Consider the following 19,252-nt stretch of genomic DNA (forward strand, 5'->3'; position numbering starts at 1 on the left):
GCGCTCACACCCGCTGGTAGCTGTAGCTGCCGCGCTGCCCGGAGCCGTAGCGCCGCAGCGCCCCCTCCGGTCCCGACGCGTTCGGCCGGATGAAGATCCAGTTCTGCCAGGCGGTCAGCCGCCCGAAGATCTTGGTCTCCATCGTCTCGGGGCCGACGAACCGGTGGTTGGCCTCCATGCCGGTCAGCGCGTCGGGCGAGAGCGAGGCCCGCTCCTCCAGCACGATCCGGATCTCGTCCTCGAAGTCGATGTCGTCCAGCGCCATCGTGACCAGGCCGGCGGAGTCCGCGGCCTGCGCGTCGAGCCGCTCGCCGGCGTGCGTGCGGGCGTTCTCGACCTGGTCGTCGTGGCCCCAGAACCGGGACTCCACGCGGGACAGCTCGTTGCCCATCGGGAAGCGCCCGTCGTTGCTGGCGGTGAGCACCAGGACGGCCGGCTCCGCGTCCGGGTCCACGTCCTCGTAGACGCCCTCGAGCATGTACTGCCGGTCGCAGGCCAGCGCGAGCTCGAGCAGGAACCCGGCGAAGCAGCTGCCCGGCTCGATCACGGCGACCAGGCTGCGGCTGGTGACGTCGAGCCGCTTGAGGGTGCGCTTGAGGTACTGCGTCGTCTCGTGCACGAACCAGTCCCCGGCCAGGTCGCCGAGCTGCGCGTCGTACGCCAGCACGCGGTCGACGTCGCCGCGGGTGCGCAGCACCCAGGTGCCGAGCTCCTGCTCGTTGGTGCGCAGCCGCAGCACCAGGTCGTCGAGGGCCCGGGTGACCGCGAACGGCCACCAGTCCACGCCCTGCGCCAGCACGGCGGCCGCGTCGCCCGGCGGTTCCTCGGCGGGGCCGTGCACGGTGATCTCGACCCGCCGGTCGGTCCGGGAGAGCTCGGCGGTGACGAACGGGTAGCTGATCGTGTCGCCGTCCTCGGTCCGGTCCAGCGGGGTCAGCGTGATGCCCTCGCCGGGGCGCCGGGACGAGGCGTCGGCGGCCTCCCGGGCCCGGCGCGCGATCTCCTCGTCCCAGCCCTGCCGGGCGACCGTGCCGTCGACGAGCCCCCACTCGACGGCGGTGGCCCCCCGGTAGCCCTCGGACTTGGTGGCGAACAGGTCGGCCCGGTCCTTGCGGACGTGCCGCTTGTCGACCACCCGGGTCAGGCCGCCGGTGCCGGGCAGCACGCCGAGCAGCGGGACCTCCGGGAGCGAGACGGTCGAGGCGCCGTCGTCGATCAGCACGATCTCGTCGCAGGCCAGCGCCAGCTCGTAGCCGCCGCCGGCCGCGGTGCCGTTGAGCGCGGCGATCCAGGTCTGCCCGGACGTGTCGTGCGCGTCCTCGATGGTGTTGCGGGTCTCGTTGGTGAACTTGCAGAAGTTCACCTTCCAGGCGTGGCTGGACTGCGCGAGCATCCGGATGTTCGCGCCGGCGCAGAACATCTTCTCCAGGCCGCCGGTCATCACGACCGCCTTGACCCCGGGGTGCTCGAAGCGCAGCCGCTGCACGGCGTCGTACAGCTCGATGTCGACGCCGAGGTCGTAGGAGTTCATCTTCAGCGCGTAGCCCTCGACCAGTCCGGCGTCCTCGTCGACCTTCAGGGTCACCGTCGCGACGTCGCCGTCGACGTCGAGCCGCCAGTGCCGGTAGCGGTCGGGGGCGGTGTCGAAGTCGACCACCGGGATCGCGGGGGCCTGCTGGTCGGCTTCCGGGGTGTCCAGAACAGTCACGGCGTGCACCTCATCCTTGGCGTGTGGTGCACAACACTCTACGCTGGACTCGAAGATCGTCAAGACTTTGTCGACTGTCATTCCCAGGGACCGGCGGCGTCCGGTGCGACAATTCGGGGCGGCCGGTCACCGGACCGGCCGACGTCGCCCGCGACCGCGTCGCCGACCGGAGAGGAGCCGCCGTGTCCGAGCCGAGCGTCGCCTCCTCGCGCCGCCGCGAGGTGGGCTCCGCCAGCGCCCGCTCGCTGCTGCTGACCGTGCTCGGCGAGTTCGTGCACCCGCGGCACTCCTCGGTGTGGACCGCGACCCTGCTCGAGGCACTGGGCAGCCTCGGGGTGGAGGAGAAGTCCGCCCGCCAGGCCCTCTCCCGTACGGCGAGCGAGGAGCTGCTGGTCTCCTCGCGGCACGGCCGGCGGGTGCTCTGGGAGCTCACCCCTGCCGGGGCCGAGCTGCTCGAGGAGGGCACCGCCCGGATCTACGGGTTCCTGCGGGAGCGGCACCCGTGGGACGGCCGCTGGCTGGTGCTCAGCGTGCCGATCCCGGAGACCCAGCGGCAGCTGCGGCACCGGCTGCGCACCCGGCTGACCTGGCTCGGCCTCGGCTCGCCCACCTCCGGGCTGTGGGTCAGCCCCGACGCCACCAAGGCCCACGACGTGCACGAGGTGGTCCGGGACCTCGGGCTGGAGGCGCAGGCCTTCGCCTGGGTGGGCCCGGCCAGCGGCGTCGGCGACGAGAGCCGGCTGCTCGCCGACGCCTGGGACCTCGCCGACGTCGAGGACCGCTACCTCGGCTTCCTCGACGCGTTCGCGACCCGCGAGGCCGGCTCCCCCGCCGACGCGTTCGCCGCCCAGGTCGAGATGGTCCAGGAGTGGCGGCGCTTCCCGTTCCTCGACCCGGACCTCCCCGGCGAGCTGCTCGACCACGACTGGCCCGGGCCGCGCGCGGGCGCCGCCTTCCACGACCGGCATGCCGCCTGGCACGCCGCGGCACAGGCCGAGTGGGACCGGATGGACGGCGCGGCCGGCCCGCGGCCCTCGGCGACCTGACCCGTCCCGGCCCGTCCGGGCGGACGGCACGCCCGGGGCGCGGATGAACCCGGCCGAGGTCGGGACGTGCGCCGGAGCCTGCTGAGCCGCACCTGCCGGGCGGTCTAGTGACCCTGGACACGGCCGCTTGTGTCACCTAAGTTCGAAACGTCGGGTTGGGAGGTCAGCCTGTGGCCGTTTTCTCAGGCCGCGAACCCTCCTGACCAAGGGAGATCGGACATGTCGGTCAACCACCACTTCGACACCGATGCCCCCCCGGCCGGTCGGCGACCGGCTGCTGGACTCGCTCCACCAGTGGCGCTACGCGGACCTGACCGACGGGCCGGAAGCCCTCGACCACGAGCTTCGGGCCATCGACGCCCACCGCCCCGTCATCGAGCACGCCAAGGGCGCGTTGATGCTGCGCTACGGGATCGACTCCTACCAGGCGTTCGCGGTGCTGGTGCGCTGGGCCCGGGTGACGCACACGCCGGTGCACACGGTCGCCCACACGCTGGTGCACGGCATCTGCGAGGGAAGTCCGCGCACCGAGGCGCTCCAGGGGCCGTTGATGCGGTGGATGGAGAACCGGCTCCGGGTCCACGACCCGGAGCCCGCGGGGACCCCGGAGCCGTCCGACTGGTCACGCAGCGACGACTGAGACTCGCGCCCGCCTACTCCGGCGTCTGCCGGGTGCGCACCAGCTCGTCGGCCACCAGGTGCAGCCGGACGTTGCGGTGCTGGGAGACCCGGCGGAGGACGGCGAAGGCGTCCGAGGCCGAGAGGTCGAACCGCTCCATCAGGATGCCCTCGGCCCGGCCGATCACCGTCCGGTTGTCGATCGCGGTCTCGAGGTGCTCGACGTTCTCCGCCGCGGCGAGCGCGACGGCCACGTGAGCGGCCAGCGCGTGGCCGTCGTAGACGTCGTCGGCGTTGAACGCGTCGAGCTTCCTGGCGTAGAGGTTCAGGGCACCGAGCGTGTCCGCGGTCGTGAAGAGCCGGAAGCTCACGATGCTGAGCGCCCCGACCTCCGAGGCGACGAGCGGTCCCCAGCGGGGCCAGCGGGGGTCCCGGGCCAGGTCGCTGCTGCACACCGTCTCGTGGTTCCGGAGCGTGTCGAAGCAGGGCCCCTCCTTGAGCTCGAACTGCAGCTCGTCGACCCGCCGCAGCACCTCGTCGCTGGCGGCGGGGGTGTCGATGCCGGTGCGGTGGACGAGGGAGATGCCGACCAGGTCGCACCCGTGGATCAGCTCGGTGGCGACGGAGACGACGCGGTCGAGCGTCTCCCGCGTGCTCGACGAGCCGTGCATCGCGCGCGCCGCGTCCGCGAGCTGGGTCGCGAAGCCGGCGGTCGGGTCCATTCTTCGGATCCTCCGCTGGTCCCGGGGTGCGGGCAAGCCCGCGGGCACCCGGCTAGACACCGCCCGGCGGACGGCCGCTCGCCCGCAGCGTCCCGGCGCCCGGACCGAGGGCCGACCACGGCGCCGGTACGTCGAGCACGGCCAGCGCCGAGGTGGGCAGCCGCACGTGCTCTCCGGTGAGGTGCTCGACGAGCTCCTCCAGACCGGGGTTGTGGCCGACCAGGAGCACCGTCGCCGTGGCCTCGGGCAGGTCGGCGAGCACCGCGAGCAGCTCGGCCGGCGACGCGGCGTACACCCGGTCCTCGACGCGGGTCGGCGGCGTCCCCGGCAGCTCGGCCGCGACCAGGTCCCACGTGCGGCGGGCGCGGACGGCCGGGGACACCACGACGAGGTCCGGGACGGGACCGTGCTCGGCCAGCCACCGCCCGGCCTCCGGCGCCTGGCGTCGCCCCCGGCCGGACAGCGGGCGGTCCCGGTCGGGCTGCCCCGGCGTCGACCAGTCGGACTTGGCGTGCCGCAGCAGGACGAGGGTGTGGCGGGTGCTCACGGCCGGGTCCCGCTCAGTACTGGTGCTCGTCGACGTCGACGTAGCCGCCGGACTCCTCGTGACCGGGCGCGCGGTCCCCGTCGGCGGAGGGGTCGTAGGCGCGCGACGGCGCGGGCTCGGCCTTCGAGGGCCCGCCGCCCGGGGCCGGGCGCTGGTCGTCGGCCCCGACCCGCTTGCGCAGCGTGGTGTCCGTCGTGGAGCCGCGGTAGCCGCGCACCGCCAGCCAGTCGTGCACGTCGTCGCGCTGCGGGTGGGTGCCGCGGACCGTGTTGTAGACGTAGTTGAGGCCGCGTCGGGCCGCCTCGTCCTCGAGCCGGTCGAGCACGAAGGAGCCGACGCCGCGGCGCTGCGCCGTGGCGTCCACGGCGAGCAGGATCTCCGCGTCGCCGCCCCAGGTCGCGTCGAGCCAGCCGTAGCCGACGACCACGCCGTCCGCGGTGCGTGCGTCCCACCAGTCACCCGGCAGCTCGGCCCCGTCCGGGTAGGACACGTCGAGCGCCCCCGCGGGGGCCGAGCCGATCACGCGCTGCTTGTCGGCGTCCCAGGTCGGGCTCGGCTCGTGGTGCCAGGTCAGCTCGCTCACGCCACCCCCTCCTCGGCGAGGTGCACGTAGTCGAACTCGACAGGCTGGTCGTTGATGCCGGCCTGCGGCGGCGCGATCCAGCCGGCGAACTTGCCCAGCTCGTACTCCGGCACCATCAGCGCGGCGACGGCCGCCCGGTCCTCGGCCGACGGGAGGTAGCCGTCGACGACGGCCTGCCACGCGGCGTCGTCGAGCACCTCGCCCTCGGGGCTGACGTGGTGCTGGGCGTAGACGCCGACCCGGCGGTTGAACCCCTCGTGCGGCAGGATCAGCCGCTCCTCGAGGCCGGCGTCCTCCAGGGCCTGGTTCCAGCGACGTACGCCGTTGGCGCAGTCCGCGACGTACTCGTCGCGCAGGTCGAGGTTGAGCGCGGACAGCGTCGGCACGGTCCGCTGCCGGATCTCGCCGTCCTCGACGTAGTTCATCTCGCGGGTGTCCTCGAGCAGGACGTGGTCGTCCTTGCGACGGGTCTCCTGCCAGCGGCCCTTGAGCCCGGAGGAGTAGTAGTTGCCGGCGTTGGTGGACTGCTCGGAGCCGAACAGGTCCATGGACACCGAGAACTGGAAGTTGAGGTACTTCTGGACGACCGAGAGCGGGATGCCGCCGTGCTCCCAGATGTCGTCGGTGCCGTGCTCCTTCATCAGCTCGGCGGTCCGCTCCACCACGCGCTGCACGCCGGTGGTGCCGACGAACATGTGGTGCGCCTCCTCCTTGAGCATGAACTCGCAGGTCCGGGCCAGCGGGTCGAAGGCGGACTCCTTCAGCGTGCCGAGCTGGTACTTGCCGTCCCGGTCGGTGAAGTAGGTGAACATGAAGAACTGCAGCCAGTCGGTGGTCTCCTCGTTGAAGGCACCGAGGATCCGCGGGGCGTCGATGTCGCCGCTGTTCCGCTTGAGCAGCTGCTCGGCCTCCTCGCGACCCTCCCGGCCGAAGTAGGCGTGCAGCAGGTAGACCATCGCCCAGAGGTGCCGGCCCTCCTCGACGTTGACCTGGAACAGGTTGCGCAGGTCGTAGATGCTCGGCGCGGTGTTGCCCAGCACCCGCTGCTGCTCGACCGAGGCGGGCTCGGTGTCGCCTTGCACGACGATCAGCCGCATCAGGTCGGCCCGGTGTTCGCCGGGGACCTCCTGCCAGGCCGGCTCGCCCTTGTGCTTGCCGAAGCTCACGGTGCGGTCGGGGTTCTGCTCGGCGAGGAAGATGCCCCAGCGGTACTCCTCCATCGGCACGTGCTCGAAGTGCGCCCAGCCGTCGCGGCCGACCGCCACCGCGGTGCGCAGGTAGACGTCCTTGGTCGGCAGCGCCGGGCCGAGGGTCTTCCACCAGTCGATGAACTTGGGCTGCCAGCCCTCGAGCGCGCGCTGCAACCGGCGGTCGTCCGCGAGGTTGACGTTGTTCGGGATCCGCTCGGAGTAGTCGATCTTGCTGAGCGGGCCGGTGGGCGCGGGGGCTGCACCGGTGCGGTCGTCGGGGCTGGTCGCTGGGCTGGTCATCACGGCTCCTGTCGATGGGGCTTCCCTCTAAGTTCTACACTTCCTTTGCGAACAGGACAAGAGTTTGTCGACTGTTTCTGCCCCGTCGCACGTCCGCTGCCGGGCGGCCGGGATACTGCGGGCATGAGCGACTCTCGTGTGGACGGCCTGCTGGACGACGACATCACCGGCGACTTCGTGCGACACCTCGGCGTCGAGTTCGGGGAGGTCACCGGCGACCGGGTGACCGCGACCTGGACCGCGAAGCCCGACCTGCACCAGCCCTACGGCATCGTGCACGGCGGCGTGCACTGCTCGGTGATCGAGACGCTGGCCAGCGTGGGCGCCGCCGTCTGGATGGGCGAGCGCGGCAAGGTCGTCGGGGTCAACAACAACACCGACTTCTACCGCGCCGTCCGGACCGGCACGCTGACCTCGACGGCGACCCCGCTGCACCGCGGCCGCTCCCAGCAGGTCTGGCTCGTCGAGACCCTCGACCCGGACGGCAAGGTCGCCGCCCGCGGGCAGGTCCGGCTGCAGAACCTCTACCCCGAGGCCTGACCGGAGGCCGCCCGCAGCGCGCTCCCGGGCCGCTCGGCCGGCGTCTCACGCCAGTAGCCCATGAACGTCACCGCGCTGCGCGGCAGCCCCGCCGCCCCGACCAGGTGCCGCCGCAGGCCGCGCACCACGGCCGCCTCCCCCGCGACCCAGACGTACGGCGCCCCCGTCGGCCGCCCGCCGACGGCCGGCTCCCACAGCACCTCGTCCGGGTCGACGTCGGCGACCGGGCGGGACCCGCGTGCCGGGGCCACGGCCCGGACCGCCTCGGCGAGCAGCTCGCCGCGGGCGTGCGTCCCGCGCGCCAGCCAGGTCACCGCCACGTCGGCGTCGGTCCGCACGTCGAGGAAGTCCGCCGGGGCGGGCACCTCGAGGACCGCGCGCCCGTCGTACCCGGCGGGCAGGGTGGCCAGGACCGACGCGATCGCGGGCACGGCGGTCTCGTCGCCGACGAGCAGCAGCGGACCGGCGCCGGGGGCCGGCGGGGCCCACTCGATGCCGGCGTACTCCTCGCGGCGGCCGCGGCGCGGGCCGAGCAGGGTGACCCGGTCGCCGCGCTCCGCGGCGCACGCCCACGCCGACGCGGGGCCGGTCGCGCCGTGCAGCACGAAGTCGACGTCCACCTCGGTGCCCGTCCCGGACCCGCGGACGGCCCGCACCGTGTAGGTGCGCATCTCGCCGCGCAGCGCGGGGTCCCGCGCGAGCCACCGCGGGTACCAGCCCGGGGACAGGTCGCGGAGCGGCGGCGCGGCCCCGCCGGCCAGCGGCACGACGAGCTTGACCCGCTGGTCGCGCGGGCCGAGCGGGCCGCCGTCGTCGAAGCCGGCCAGGCAGTCGCCGCCGAACGTCACCCGCGCGAAGGTCGGCGACATCCGGTGCACGGCCCGGACCTCGACCTCGAAGCAGGCCAGCGGGCTCTCCCCGGCCGGACCGGTCATCGCGCGACCCGGGTGGCCGGGCGGCCGTGCCGCCCGAGGGGTACGACGAGCGGGGTGCCCGACACGGGGCACTCCACGACCAGCGAGTCGAGGCCGAACACGTCGCGGACCAGCTCCGCGGTGACCACGTCGCCGGGGGCACCGGCGGCGACGACCCGGCCCCGGGTCAGCGCGACGAGGTGGTCGGCGTAGCGCGCGGCCAGGTTGAGGTCGTGCAGCACCATCACCACCGTCGTGCCGCGGCTCGCGTTCAGGTCGCGGAGCAGGTCGAGCACCTCGACCTGGTGGGCGACGTCGAGGAACGTCGTGGGCTCGTCGAGCAGCAGCAGGTCGGTCTGCTGGGCCAGCGCCATCGCGATCCAGACCCGCTGGCGCTGGCCGCCGGAGAGCTCGTCGACGGCCCGGCCGGCGAGGTCGAGCACGTCGGTGGAGCGCATCGCCGCGGCGACGGCCGCGTCGTCCTCGGAGGTCCACCGGCGGAACCAGCCCTGGTGCGGGTACCTCCCCCGGCCGACCAGGTCGGTGACCGTGATCCCCTCCGGCGCGACCGGGTCCTGCGGCAGCAGGCCGAGCACGGTGGCCACCTCGCGGGTCGGCAGCTCGTGGATCGCCCGGCCGTCCAGCAGGGCCGCGCCGTGCGTGGGCGCCATCAGCCGCGCGAGCCCGCGCAGCAGCGTGGACTTCCCGCAGGCGTTCGCGCCCACGACGATCGTGACCTCGCCGGGCGGGACGTCCAGGGTGAGCCGGTCCACGACGGTCGTGGCGTCGTACGCCAGGGAGAGGTCCTGGGCGCGCAGGGTGTGGGTCATGCGGTTCTCCGGTTCGAGGCGACGATCAGGGCCAGCAGGAACGGTGCGCCGAGGGCGCCGGTGACCACGCCGACCGGCAGGGTCGCGCCGGGCACGAGGTTGTGCGCGACGAAGTCGGCGGCCAGCACGACGGCCGCGCCGACCAGCCCGGCCGCGACCAGCGACACCCGTCCCCGCAGCAGCCGGCGGGCGATCGGCCCGGACACGAAGGCCACGAAGGCCACCGGTCCGGCCGCGGCGGTGGCGACCGCGGCGAGCGCGACCCCGACGACGAGCAGCGCGAGGCGGGCGCGGGCCACCGGGACGCCGAGCCCGGCGGCCGGGTCGTCCCCGAGCGCCAGCACGTCGAGGAACCGGGCGAGCAGCACCGCCAACGGCAGCAGCACCGCCAGCGCGACCACGAGGTCGCGGACCCGGGGCCAGGTGCTGCCGTTCAGCGAGCCGGTCAGCCAGACGAACGCGTCGGACGCGACCCGCACGTCGGAACGGGTGAGGAGGTAGGACACCACCGACTGGAGCATCGCCGCGAGCCCGATGCCGACCAGCACCATCCGCGCGCCGCCCCCGCGGGCCAGCAGGTGGATCGCCAGCGCGACCACGAGGGTGCCGCCGAACGACCAGGCCGAGAGGGCCGGCCCGCTCGCGCCCAGCACGACGATCGCCAGCACCGCCCCGGCGCTCGCCCCGGCGGTCACCCCGATCACGTCGGGACTGGCCAGCGGGTTGCGCAGCATCGTCTGGAACACCGCCCCGGACACCCCGAACGCGGCGCCGACGAGCAGGCCGGTCACGGCCCGCGGCAGCTTGTCCTCCAGGACGACGAACGTCGCGCCCGGCAGGTCGGCGCCACCGACGATCCGGAGCAGGTCGGGGAGGGTGACGGTGAACGTGCCGAGCAGCACCTCGACGAGGAACAGCGCGGCCACCAGGACCACGAGCCCGGCCACGACCAGGCGGGTGCGGCGGTGCGTCGTCCGCCGGGTGCGGGTGACGACCTGCCGCGCGGCCGGGAGGTCGAGGCGCGCGCTCACAGCCCGACCGCCGTACGCCGCCGGACCAGCCAGACGAAGACCGGCGCCCCGACCAGCGCGGTCATCAGCCCGGCCTGCACCTCGGTCGGCGGGAGCAGGACCCGGCCGACGGTGTCCGCGCCCACGAGCAGCGCGGCGCCGAGCACGGCGGACACCGGCAGCACCCAGCGGTGGTCGCCGCCGACCAGCGAGCGCGCGGCGTGCGGGACGACGAGGCCGACGAACCCGATCGGGCCGGCGACCGCGGTCGCGGCCCCGCAGAGCAGCACCACCGAGAGGGCCGCCACCGCCCGCGCCACCCCGGGCCGCTGGCCCAGGGAGCGCGCGGAGTCCTCCCCGAGCGCGAGCCCGTTGAGCGCCCGCGCGGTGGCCAGGGCGACCAGCGTGCCGACCACCAGGAACGGCAGCACGTCGAGCACCGCGTCCCAGCTGCGCACGGCGACCGAGCCGAGCGCCCAGAACCGGTAGCGGTCGAAGGTGTCCTGGCTCACCACGAGCAGCCCGTTCGTGAGCGAGACGAGACCGGCGCTGGTCGCGGCCCCGGCCAGCGCGAGCGTGAGCGGGGTCGCGCCGGCCCGCGCGAGGCTCGCCACGGCGTACACCAGCACCGCCGCGGCGGCCGCACCCGCGAAGGCGAACCAGACGTAGCCCGACACGCTGCCCACCCCGAACCCGGCGATCGCGACGACCACCGCGAGCGCCGCGCCGGCGTTCACGCCGAGGATGCCGGGGTCGGCCAGCGGGTTGCGGGTCACGCCCTGCATCACCGCACCGGCGAGCCCCAGGGCCAGCCCGACGAGCACGCCGACCGCGGTCCGCGGCAACCGCGCCCGCACCACGGCGTGGTCGCCGTCGGCCGCGTCGGCGTGCAGCCACGCGTCGAGCAGCGTCGACCAGCCGACGGAGCGGGCACCGAGGGCCAGCGACGCCAGCCCCAGCACCGCGAGCAGCAGCACCGCCGCGGCGAGCACGACGCCCGGGGCGGGCCGGGGCCGGGTCGCCGTCCGGGCGAGGACGGCGGCGCTCACGCCTTCTCGGCCGCCGCGCCGAGCATCGGCAGGAACCGGTCCAGCGCCCACGGCAGGCTGAGCGGGCTCGACGCCGAGACGGACAGCGTCAGGGTGTTGTCGGAGTCGGCGACCCAGGAACCGCGCCTCACCGCCGGGATCTGGCCGAGCAGCGGGTCCTTCTCGATCTGCGCGACGGTCTTCTCGTCCGGGACCCAGGTCACGAAGACGTCGGCCTCGAGCTCGTCGGCGCGCTCGGCGGACCACGGGATGAAGAACGCCTGATCGTCCTCGGTGTTCTGCTCCACGACCGGCGCCTGCTTCATGCCGAGCTCGTCGAGGAACCGGGGCCGGTTGTCGGCCTCGGTGTAGACGTTCACCCCGTCCGCGGAGGCCGGCTCGAGGTTGCCGTAGATGAAGGTCTTGCCCCCGAGCTGGGGGTAGGCAGCCACCTCGTCGTCGATGGTCCTCTCGGTCGTGTCCACCAGCGCCTCGGCCGCCTCCTCGCGTCCGAGGGCCTCGCCGATCATCTCGGTGGAGTCCTGCCACGACGTCCCGTAGGCGATCTCCGGGTAGGCGACGACCGGGGCGATCTTGGAGAGCTTGGTGTACTCCGGCTTCGTCAGCCCGGAGTACGCCGCGAGGATCACGTCGGGAGCCGTCCGGGCGATCGCCGTGTAGTTGATCCCGTCCGCCTCGGAGTACTGCGCCGGCGCCGCGTCACTGCCGATCGGCGCACCCAGCCGCTCCAGCGCCGCGTCCTTCCAGGGCGTCGAGCCGTTCGCGTTGCCGCCCCACTCGTCCCTGGCCATCCCGACCGGGACGACCCCGAGGGCCAGCGCGACGTCGGCGTTGACCCACGAGACGGTCGCCACCCGGGTCGGTGCCTCCGGGATCGTCGTCGACCCGAAGACGTGGTTGATGGTGACCGGGAAGGCGTCCGGGTCGGCCGAGGAGCCAGTGCCGGCGGGGGTGGCCTGGGTCGCCCCGTCCGTCGTACCGGTGGAGCAGGCGGCGAGCAGCAGGGCGAGCACGGCGGCGGCGACGGCAGGCCAGCGCAGGGGACGACGGGGCACGGGGAGCTCCTGGAGGCGGCAGAGGTAGGTGGACGAAGTTAGGTAAGGCTGACCTTAGTTAGCCGACCCTAACCAGCGCAACCCACAGATCCGCCCACCCGGCGCGTCTGGCGGCGACACACCCGCCCACCCGGCGCCTTTGGCGCCGACCGCTCGTCCGGACGCGGCGCCCAGGTCGCCAAAGTCGCCGGGTCGGGCGTTCGGGCTCGCCAAAGTCGCCGGGTCGGCCGTTCGTGCTCGCCAGAGTCGCCGGGTGGGTCAGGGGTGGGCGAGGGCGCGGTCGACGGCGGCGGAGTCCAGGACCTCGCGGATCGCCATCGCGGCGCAGCCGACGACGCCGGACTGCTCGCCGTGGGTGACCGGGACGATCACCAGCTCGCGGGTGGCCAGCGCGGACGCCTGGGAGTAGACCGACTCCCGCAGCCCGGCCACGAACGTGTCGTAGGCCTGCGCCAGGTCGCCGCCGACGACGACCGCCTCGGGGTTGAGCAGGTTGACCGCGGAGGCGAGCGCCTCGCCGATCCGGCGGCCGGCCTCGCGGACCAGGTGCCGGGCGTCGGGGTCGCCGACGACGGCCAGCCGGACGACGTCGCGGATGTGGTCCACCTGGTGGCCGCGTTCGCGAGCGGTCTGGACCAGTGCCCAGCCGGCGGCGACCGCCTCGACGCAGCCGGTGTCGCCGCAGCGGCAGGGCAGCCCCTCGGCCGAGGAGGTCTTGGTGTGGCCGATCTCGCCGGCCGCGCCGGACGCCCCGCGCAGCAGCCGGCCGCCGGACACGATGCCGACCCCGATGCCGGTCGAGGCCTTGACGAAGATCAGGTCCCGGTGCCGCTCGAGGTGCCCGCGCCGCTCGGAGAGCGCCATCACGTTGGCGTCGTTGTCGACGAAGACCGGCGCGGCGGTCAGCGGGCGCAGGAACGGCGCCAGCTCGACCCCGTCCCAGCCCGCCATGATCGGCGAGTCCAGGCTGGCGCCCCGGTCGAAGTCCACGGTGCCCGGGATCGACAGCCCCACCGCGCGTACGGCGTCCGGCGACCGCCCCACGCTCGCCAGCAGGTCCCGGAAGGCCGCCACGACCTGCGCCATCAGGTCCTCCGCGGCCGGCCCGACCTCCTGGTCGAGGTCGACCGACGCGAGCACCGCACCGTCGAGGTCGCACACCCCGAGCTGGGTGCGGCTGCGACCGATCGCGCCGGCCAGCACCACGCCGGCCGCCCGGTTGAACCGCAGGTGCACCGGCGGGCGACCCCCCGTGGACGGGCCGCGATCGTCGGGCTCGGCGCCCTCGACGACCAGCCCGGATCCGAGCAGCGCGCCGAGCCGGGCGGCGACCGCGGTGCGGGACAGGCCGGTGATCCGGCCCACGTCGCTGCGGGTGAGCGCGCGGCCGTCCCGGATCAGGGAGAAGACCTGACCCGGCGTGGCCGGGCCCTGGCCCGTCGTGAACGCGGTCGACATGACTGGCATTGAACCACCTCGAGGTACCTGGAAACCCAGATGTTCTCACTTATGCTTTCTGAAATACATATCCGTGTCTTGCCAGCACGCATATCCGTCCCTACCGTGGACGACAGACGTGCACCTGCCCCGTCCCGAGAGAAAACCTGAGATGCCCCCCACTTCCGGCCCCGCCCCCACTCCCGTCTCCCCCTGCGACTTCGTCGTGTTCGGCGGCACCGGCGACCTGGCCGTCCGCAAGCTCCTCCCCGCCCTGTACCTCCGCGACCGCGACGGCCAGCTGCCGCCGGAGACCCGCATCGTCGCGGTCTCCCGCGCCGGCCTCGACGAGGCCGGCTACCGCGACAAGATCCGCGGCGAGCTGCCGCGCTTCGTGCGCGCCGCCGAGCTCGACCCCGAGCACAACGGCGCCACCGTCGAGCGGTTCATCGAACGGCTCACCCACGTCAGCCTGGACATCGACGACGAGTCGAGCTGGCCGGCCCTGGTCGAGCAGCTGCCGGTCAGCGACCGGGTCCGGGTGTTCTACCTGGCCATCGGCCCGGCGCTGTTCGGCCGGGTCAGCCAGCGGCTCGCCGAGCACGGCCTGGTCACCCCCACCTCGCGCCTGGTGCTCGAGAAGCCGCTCGGCCACGACCTGGCCTCCGCCCGCGAGGTCAACGACGCGGTCGGCGCCGTGTTCGAGGAGCAGCAGATCTTCCGGATCGACCACTACCTCGGCAAGGAGAGCGTCCAGAACCTCCTGGTCACCCGCTTCGCCAACACGTTCCTCGAGCCGCTGTGGAACGCGAACACCATCGACCACGTGCAGATCACCGCCTCGGAGTCGCTCGGCGTCGGCAGCCGCGGCGGCTACTACGACGGCTCCGGCGCGCTGCGCGACATGGTGCAGAACCACCTGCTCCAGCTGCTCTGCCTGGTCGCCATGGAGCCCCCGACGTACGTCGACCGGGAGACCGTCCGCGACGAGAAGCTCAAGGTCCTCCAGGCGCTCAGGCCCCTCGAGGACGGCGACGTGGACCGCTCGGTCGTCGCCGGGCAGTACGCCCCCGGGCTCGTCGACGGGCTGGCCGCGGCGTCCTACCGCGCGGACGCCGAGCGTCCCGACTCCACCACCGAGACCTTCGTCGCGATCAAGGCCGAGGTGCAGAACTGGCGCTGGGCCGGGGTGCCGTTCTACCTGCGCACCGGCAAGCGGATGGACCGGCGCTGCTCGGAGATCGTGATCCAGTTCAAGGCGGTCCCGCACGCGATGTTCCCGGGCAGCGAAGGCGCCCAGGAGCCCAACCGGCTGGTGATCCAGCTGCAGCCCGACGAGGGCATGAAGCTGCACATGACCGCGAAGGAGCCGGGCCCCGGCGGCATCCGGCTGCGTCAGGTCTCGCTCGACCTGAGCTACGCCAAGACGTTCCAGCGGCGCTCCCCCGAGGCCTACGAACGCCTGCTGATGGACGTCGTCCGCGGCAACCCGACCCTGTTCATGCGCCGCGACGAGGTCGAGGCCGCCTGGGCGTGGGTCGAGCCGATCCTCGAGCGCTGGTCCCGTCCCGACCACTCGCCGCGGCCCTACCCGGCCGGCACCAGCGGCCCGAGCGCCGCGACCACGCTGATCGAGCGCGACGGCCGCTCCTGGCACGAGAGCACCACCACCGCATGAGCCCCTCCCCCGAGCGCCCCGCGCGCTCCCGGAACGAAGGCACCAGCTGATGAACCACATGCACCCCGTCGTCGCGGAGGTCACGGCCCGCATCGTCGAGCGCAGCAGGGCCGAGCGCACGGCGTACCTCCGGCGCACCGACGCCGCCGCCCAGCGCGGACCGACCCGCGGCCGGCTGGCCTGCGCGAACCTCGCGCACGGCTTCGCCGCCTCGGGCGAGGTGGACAAGAAGGCCCTGCGCGGCACGGTGAAGCCGAACGTCGCGATCGTCTCCGCCTACAACGACATGCTCTCGGCGCACCAGCCGTTCGAGTCGTTCCCCGCGCAGATGAAGAAGGCGGTGATGCGCTCCGGCGGCATCGCCCAGTTCGCCGGCGGGGTGCCTGCCATGTGCGACGGCATCACCCAGGGCCGCGACGGCATGCAGCTGTCGCTGTTCAGCCGCGACGTGATCGCGATGTCCACCGCGATCGCGCTCTCCCACGACATGTTCGACGCGACGCTGATGCTCGGCGTCTGCGACAAGATCGTCCCCGGCATGCTGATCGGCGCGCTGTCCTTCGGGCACCTGCCGACGATCTTCGTGCCGGCCGGCCCGATGACCTCGGGCCTGCCGAACGACGAGAAGGCCCGGATCCGCCAGGAGTACGCCGCCGGCAACGTCGGGCGCGAGGAGCTGCTCGAGGCCGAGGCCGCCTCCTACCACTCGGCGGGCACCTGCACGTTCTACGGCACCGCGAACTCCAACCAGATGCTGATGGAGGTGATGGGCCTGCACCTGCCGGGTGCGAGCTTCGTGAACCCCGGCACCCCGCTGCGGGCCGCGCTCACCGACGCCGCCGCCGCGCGCGCCACCGCCCTGACCACCTGGGGCGAGGAGTACACCCCGGTCGGGAAGATCGTCGACGAGCGCGCGATTGTCAACGGCTGCGTGGCGCTGCTCGCCACCGGCGGGTCGACCAACCACACGCTGCACCTGGTCGCGATCGCGCGGGCCGCCGGGATCATCCTGACCTGGGACGACCTGTCCGACCTGTCGGCCGTCGTCCCGCTGCTGGCCCGGGTCTACCCCAACGGCAAGGCCGACGTGAACCACTTCCACGCCGCCGGCGGGCTGGCGTTCACCGTGCACTCGCTGCTCAAGGCGGGGCTGCTGCACGACGACGTGCACACGGTCGCCGGCCACGGCCTGTGGCGCTACACCACCGAGGCCCGGCTCGACGGCACCGGCGTGACGTGGGAGGAGGGCCCCAAGGCCAGCCACGACACGGACGTGCTGCGCGGCGCGGACGACCCGTTCTCCCGCGACGGCGGCCTGCGGATGCTGGACGGCAACCTCGGCCGCGCGGTCATCAAGACCTCCGCGGTCAGGCCGGAGCACCGGCAGGTCAAGGGGCCGGCCCGGGTCTTCGAGGACCAGAACGACTTCCTCCAGGCGTTCCAGGACGGGCTCCTCGACGACGGCGACTTCGTGGCCGTGCTGCGCTTCCAGGGCCCGGCCGCCAACGGCATGCCCGAGCTGCACAAGCTCACGCCGGCGCTCGGCGTGCTGCAGGACCGCGGCCAGCGGGTCGCGCTGGTCACCGACGGCCGGATGTCCGGTGCGTCCGGCAAGGTGCCCTCGGCGATCCACCTCACCCCCGAGGCGGCCGTCGGCGGTCCGCTCGCCCGCGTCCAGGACGGCGACCTGGTCACCCTCGACGCCGACGCCGGGGTGCTCGAGCTGCACGTCGCGCCGTACGACCTCGACGCCCGTGCCGCCGCCGTCCCCGACGACACGCTGGTGTTCGGCACCGGCCGCGAGCTGTTCTCGTCCTTCCGCGCCGCCGTCGGGCCCGCCGACCAGGGCGCGAGCGTCTTCCCCACCGCCACCCCTCTCACGGAGAACGCCGATGACTGACTCACTCCTCGACCGCGTCCCGGTCATCCCGGTCGTCGTCCTGCACGACCTCGACCACGCCGTCCCCGTCGCCCGCGCGCTGGTCGAGGGCGGCGTCCCGGTGATCGAGCTGACCCTGCGGACCCCGGTCGCGCTCGACGCCATCGAGGCGATCGCCACCCACGTGCCGGAGATCCTGGTCGGCGCCGGCACCATCGTCGCGCCGGCCCAGGCCAAGGACGCGCTGTCCGCCGGCGCGCAGTTCCTGGTCTCCCCCGGTACGACGGAGACGCTGGCCGCCGCGATGCAGGACACCGGCCTGCCGCACCTGCCCGGGGCGGCGACCGTCTCGGAGGTGCTGCGGCTGCTCGAGCTCGGCTACTCGGAGATGAAGTTCTTCCCGGCCGAGGCCTCCGGCGGCGCGGACTTCCTGAAGTCGATCGGCTCGCCGCTCCCCCACGCGCGGTTCTGCCCGACGGGCGGGATCACGGCGTCGAGCGCGGCGTCGTACCTCTCGCTGCCCAACGTGGGCTGCGTCGGCGGCTCCTGGCTGACCCCGGCCGACGCCCTGCTCGACCACGACTGGGACCGCATCGTGCGCATCGCCACCGAGGCCACCTACCTCCCGAGCTAGCGCGAGGTCATCGGGCCGCCGTCGCGGCCGTGCGAGACGGCGACGAGCTCGGCGACCACCGACAGCGCGATCTCACCGGGTGCCTTGCCGCCGGTGTTCAGGCCGGCCGGGACGTGCAGCCGGGCCAGCGTCGCGGCGTCCAGCTCGGCGTCCAGCGCGGCGAAGACGCCCTCGGCCCGGCGCCGGCTGCCCATCATCGCGACGTAGCCGGCCCGCCCGGCCAGCGCCTGGCGCAGCAGGGCCTCCATGCCCGGCGTGTCGTGGTCGCACATCACGAACGCGTCGGCCTCCTCGAGCGGGTGCTCGGCGAGCCACTGCGCGGGCGTCGGGTCGACGTCCTCGTCCGGCAGCAGCACGGTCCGGCGGCCCACGACCTGCGCGATCGCGACGACCGCGCGGCCGATCGGGTTGTCGGTGACCACCACGACCCGGCCCTGCTCCGGGACGTCGTCGGACCAGGGCTGCTCACGGTTCGCGCTCATGGCGCCGACCCTACTGCCGGCTGGCAGACTGGCCGGGTGATCCTCGACGGCGGGCTGTCCAACGCGCTGGTCGCGCGGGGGCACGACCTCTCCGACGACCTCTGGACCGCGGCGCTGCTGCGGGACCGGCCCGAGGAGGTCGCGGCGGTGCACCGGGCGTACTTCGCGGCCGGGGCCGAGGTCGCGACCACCGCGAGCTACCAGGCCAGCGTGCCCGGCTACGAGCGGGCCGGGCTGTCCCGGCCCGAGGCCGAGGCGCTCGTCCGGCGCAGCGTCACGCTGGCCCGTGAGGTCCGCGACGAGCTCGCCGGCGACGGCCGGCGCCGGCTGGTCGCCGCGTCGGTCGGTCCGTACGGCGCGGTGCTGGCCGACGGCTCGGAGTACCGCGGGCGCTACGGGATCGGCGCGGCCCGGCTCCGCGACTTCCACCTGCCCCGCCTGGAGCTCCTGGTCTCGGCCGGCCCGGACCTGCTCGCGGTCGAGACGATCCCGGACCTCGACGAGGCGGCGGTGCTGGTCGACCTGCTCGACGAGCTCGGCGTGCCCGCCTGGCTGTCCTACTCCTGCGCCGGCGACACCACGCGGGCCGGGCAGCCGCTCGCCGAGGCGTTCGCGGTGGTCGCCGGCAGCACCGCGGTCGTCGCCGCCGGGGTGAACTGCTGCGCCCCCGAGGACGTGCTCCCGGCGCTGCAGACCGCGGCCCGGGTCAGCGGCAGGCCCGGGGTGGCCTACCCGAACTCCGGTCAGGGCTGGGACAGCGGCACCCACTCCTGGCAGGGCCCGACGGCGTACGACGTGCGTCTCGCGCCGGACTGGGTCGCAGCGGGCGCGACGTACGTCGGGGGCTGCTGCGAGGTCGGGCCGGCGGACATCTCAGCGCTGAGGGACGTGCTCGGTCAGTCATCGTCGTAGCCCCCACCCGTCCTCATGCCGCCATCCTCCGGCAGCCGGGCCGGGCACGCCATGGCCCGGCCTGACCATCACCGATGACTTCCCCGCCGCGCCGGGGTCTACCTCCCGACGCACGACG

At 73.9% G+C, this 19,252-nt stretch carries 19 protein-coding genes; 7 read left to right on the forward strand and 12 right to left on the reverse strand.

Annotation, left to right across the window (positions count from 1 at the left end; genetic code table 11):
* Positions 1-4 precede the first annotated feature (4 nt).
* Positions 5-1,708, reverse strand: a complete 1,704-nt coding sequence (boxC, locus tag KRR39_RS16235; protein WP_216938552.1) for a 2,3-epoxybenzoyl-CoA dihydrolase — start codon at positions 1,706-1,708, stop codon at positions 5-7.
* 182 nt (positions 1,709-1,890) lie between these two features.
* Here boxC and KRR39_RS16240 point away from each other — a divergent pair, with 182 nt between their 5' ends.
* Positions 1,891-2,754: a PaaX family transcriptional regulator gene (locus tag KRR39_RS16240; protein WP_216938553.1), complete on the forward strand. Its 864-nt coding sequence runs from the start codon at positions 1,891-1,893 to the stop codon at positions 2,752-2,754.
* A 247-nt stretch (positions 2,755-3,001) separates the two neighbouring features.
* Entirely contained in the window at positions 3,002-3,394 is a 393-nt protein-coding gene (locus KRR39_RS16245; RefSeq protein ID WP_216938554.1) for an ANTAR domain-containing protein, read from the forward strand.
* 13 nt (positions 3,395-3,407) lie between these two features.
* Here the strand turns inward: KRR39_RS16245 and KRR39_RS16250 are convergent, their stop codons facing one another.
* Genes KRR39_RS16250 through boxB form a run of 4 tightly spaced genes read right to left on the reverse strand, consistent with a single transcriptional unit; the run spans position 3,408 to position 6,714 of the window.
* The gene (locus KRR39_RS16250) at positions 3,408-4,094 is read right to left on the reverse strand and encodes a GAF and ANTAR domain-containing protein (protein ID WP_216938555.1); all 687 of its coding nucleotides are present in this window, start codon (positions 4,092-4,094) and stop codon (positions 3,408-3,410) included.
* 52 nt (positions 4,095-4,146) lie between these two features.
* Positions 4,147-4,641 carry a SixA phosphatase family protein gene (locus KRR39_RS16255; protein WP_216938556.1) on the reverse strand — a complete coding sequence of 165 codons (495 nt, stop codon included), beginning with the start codon at positions 4,639-4,641 and terminating at the stop codon, positions 4,147-4,149.
* A gap of 13 nt (positions 4,642-4,654) precedes the next feature.
* Entirely contained in the window at positions 4,655-5,224 is a 570-nt protein-coding gene (locus KRR39_RS16260; RefSeq protein ID WP_216938557.1) for a GNAT family N-acetyltransferase, read from the reverse strand.
* Positions 5,221-6,714 (reverse strand): benzoyl-CoA 2,3-epoxidase subunit BoxB, encoded by a 1,494-nt coding sequence (gene boxB / locus KRR39_RS16265; protein ID WP_216938558.1) that lies wholly within the window; start codon positions 6,712-6,714, stop codon positions 5,221-5,223. Before boxB ends, KRR39_RS16260 begins: the two co-directional genes overlap by 4 nt.
* Positions 6,715-6,837: 123 nt before the next feature.
* On the opposite strand from boxB, the gene KRR39_RS16270 reads away from it, so the two are divergent.
* Positions 6,838-7,254: a PaaI family thioesterase gene (locus KRR39_RS16270; RefSeq protein ID WP_216938559.1), complete on the forward strand. Its 417-nt coding sequence runs from the start codon at positions 6,838-6,840 to the stop codon at positions 7,252-7,254.
* On the opposite strand, the gene KRR39_RS16275 is transcribed toward KRR39_RS16270, so the two are convergent.
* From KRR39_RS16275 to KRR39_RS16300, 6 genes are all read right to left on the reverse strand, one after another.
* Positions 7,239-8,189, reverse strand: coding sequence for a siderophore-interacting protein (locus tag KRR39_RS16275; RefSeq protein WP_216938560.1), 951 nt, complete (start codon positions 8,187-8,189; stop codon positions 7,239-7,241). The genes KRR39_RS16270 and KRR39_RS16275 overlap by 16 nt on opposite strands.
* Positions 8,186-8,998, reverse strand: coding sequence for an ABC transporter ATP-binding protein (locus KRR39_RS16280; RefSeq protein ID WP_216938561.1), 813 nt, complete (start codon positions 8,996-8,998; stop codon positions 8,186-8,188). Before KRR39_RS16280 ends, KRR39_RS16275 begins: the two co-directional genes overlap by 4 nt.
* A complete protein-coding gene (locus KRR39_RS16285; RefSeq protein ID WP_216938562.1) occupies positions 8,995-10,029 on the reverse strand; it encodes a FecCD family ABC transporter permease in 1,035 nt (344 codons plus the stop codon). Before KRR39_RS16285 ends, KRR39_RS16280 begins: the two co-directional genes overlap by 4 nt.
* The gene (locus KRR39_RS16290) at positions 10,026-11,057 is read right to left on the reverse strand and encodes a FecCD family ABC transporter permease (protein ID WP_254185190.1); all 1,032 of its coding nucleotides are present in this window, start codon (positions 11,055-11,057) and stop codon (positions 10,026-10,028) included. Before KRR39_RS16290 ends, KRR39_RS16285 begins: the two co-directional genes overlap by 4 nt.
* Complete coding sequence (locus KRR39_RS16295) at positions 11,054-12,112, reverse strand: iron-siderophore ABC transporter substrate-binding protein (protein WP_216938563.1); 1,059 nt, start codon at positions 12,110-12,112, stop codon at positions 11,054-11,056. The genes KRR39_RS16290 and KRR39_RS16295 overlap by 4 nt, the downstream gene beginning before the upstream one ends.
* A gap of 258 nt (positions 12,113-12,370) precedes the next feature.
* Positions 12,371-13,570, reverse strand: coding sequence for an ROK family protein (locus KRR39_RS16300; protein ID WP_216938564.1), 1,200 nt, complete (start codon positions 13,568-13,570; stop codon positions 12,371-12,373).
* A gap of 151 nt (positions 13,571-13,721) precedes the next feature.
* Between KRR39_RS16300 and zwf the strand changes: the two genes are divergently transcribed.
* From zwf to eda, 3 genes are read left to right on the forward strand one after another with little or no spacing between them, the layout of a single operon-like run.
* Positions 13,722-15,227: a glucose-6-phosphate dehydrogenase gene (gene zwf / locus KRR39_RS16305; protein WP_216938565.1), complete on the forward strand. Its 1,506-nt coding sequence runs from the start codon at positions 13,722-13,724 to the stop codon at positions 15,225-15,227.
* 49 nt (positions 15,228-15,276) lie between these two features.
* Complete coding sequence (gene edd / locus KRR39_RS16310) at positions 15,277-17,127, forward strand: phosphogluconate dehydratase (protein ID WP_216938566.1); 1,851 nt, start codon at positions 15,277-15,279, stop codon at positions 17,125-17,127.
* Entirely contained in the window at positions 17,120-17,740 is a 621-nt protein-coding gene (eda, locus tag KRR39_RS16315) for a bifunctional 4-hydroxy-2-oxoglutarate aldolase/2-dehydro-3-deoxy-phosphogluconate aldolase (RefSeq protein ID WP_216938567.1), read from the forward strand. The genes edd and eda overlap by 8 nt, the downstream gene beginning before the upstream one ends.
* On the opposite strand, the gene KRR39_RS16320 is transcribed toward eda, so the two are convergent.
* A complete protein-coding gene (locus KRR39_RS16320) occupies positions 17,737-18,222 on the reverse strand; it encodes an XdhC family protein (RefSeq protein ID WP_216938568.1) in 486 nt (161 codons plus the stop codon). The genes eda and KRR39_RS16320 overlap by 4 nt on opposite strands.
* 36 nt (positions 18,223-18,258) lie before the next feature.
* On the opposite strand from KRR39_RS16320, the gene mmuM reads away from it, so the two are divergent.
* Positions 18,259-19,134: a homocysteine S-methyltransferase gene (gene mmuM / locus KRR39_RS16325; RefSeq protein WP_216938569.1), complete on the forward strand. Its 876-nt coding sequence runs from the start codon at positions 18,259-18,261 to the stop codon at positions 19,132-19,134.
* Positions 19,135-19,252 lie beyond the last annotated feature (118 nt).

The sequence above is a fragment of the Nocardioides panacis genome (assembly GCF_019039255.1).
In the GTDB taxonomy this organism is placed as follows: Bacteria; Actinomycetota; Actinomycetes; order Propionibacteriales; family Nocardioidaceae; genus Nocardioides_B; species Nocardioides_B panacis.

Bases quoted from the DNA above. Each gene is read 5' to 3' on its own strand.
- KRR39_RS16245 (WP_216938554.1), top strand. From the start codon at position 3,002: ATGCCCCCCCGGCCGGTCGGCGACCGGCTGCTGGACTCGCTCCACCAG.
- KRR39_RS16250 (WP_216938555.1), bottom strand. From the start codon at position 4,094: ATGGACCCGACCGCCGGCTTCGCGACCCAGCTCGCGGACGCGGCGCGC.
- boxB (WP_216938558.1), bottom strand. From the start codon at position 6,714: ATGACCAGCCCAGCGACCAGCCCCGACGACCGCACCGGTGCAGCCCCC.
- KRR39_RS16270 (WP_216938559.1), top strand. From the start codon at position 6,838: ATGAGCGACTCTCGTGTGGACGGCCTGCTGGACGACGACATCACCGGC.
- KRR39_RS16275 (WP_216938560.1), bottom strand. From the start codon at position 8,189: ATGACCGGTCCGGCCGGGGAGAGCCCGCTGGCCTGCTTCGAGGTCGAG.
- KRR39_RS16280 (WP_216938561.1), bottom strand. From the start codon at position 8,998: ATGACCCACACCCTGCGCGCCCAGGACCTCTCCCTGGCGTACGACGCC.
- KRR39_RS16300 (WP_216938564.1), bottom strand. From the start codon at position 13,570: ATGTCGACCGCGTTCACGACGGGCCAGGGCCCGGCCACGCCGGGTCAG.
- zwf (WP_216938565.1), top strand. From the start codon at position 13,722: ATGCCCCCCACTTCCGGCCCCGCCCCCACTCCCGTCTCCCCCTGCGAC.
- edd (WP_216938566.1), top strand. From the start codon at position 15,277: ATGAACCACATGCACCCCGTCGTCGCGGAGGTCACGGCCCGCATCGTC.
- eda (WP_216938567.1), top strand. From the start codon at position 17,120: ATGACTGACTCACTCCTCGACCGCGTCCCGGTCATCCCGGTCGTCGTC.
- KRR39_RS16320 (WP_216938568.1), bottom strand. From the start codon at position 18,222: ATGAGCGCGAACCGTGAGCAGCCCTGGTCCGACGACGTCCCGGAGCAG.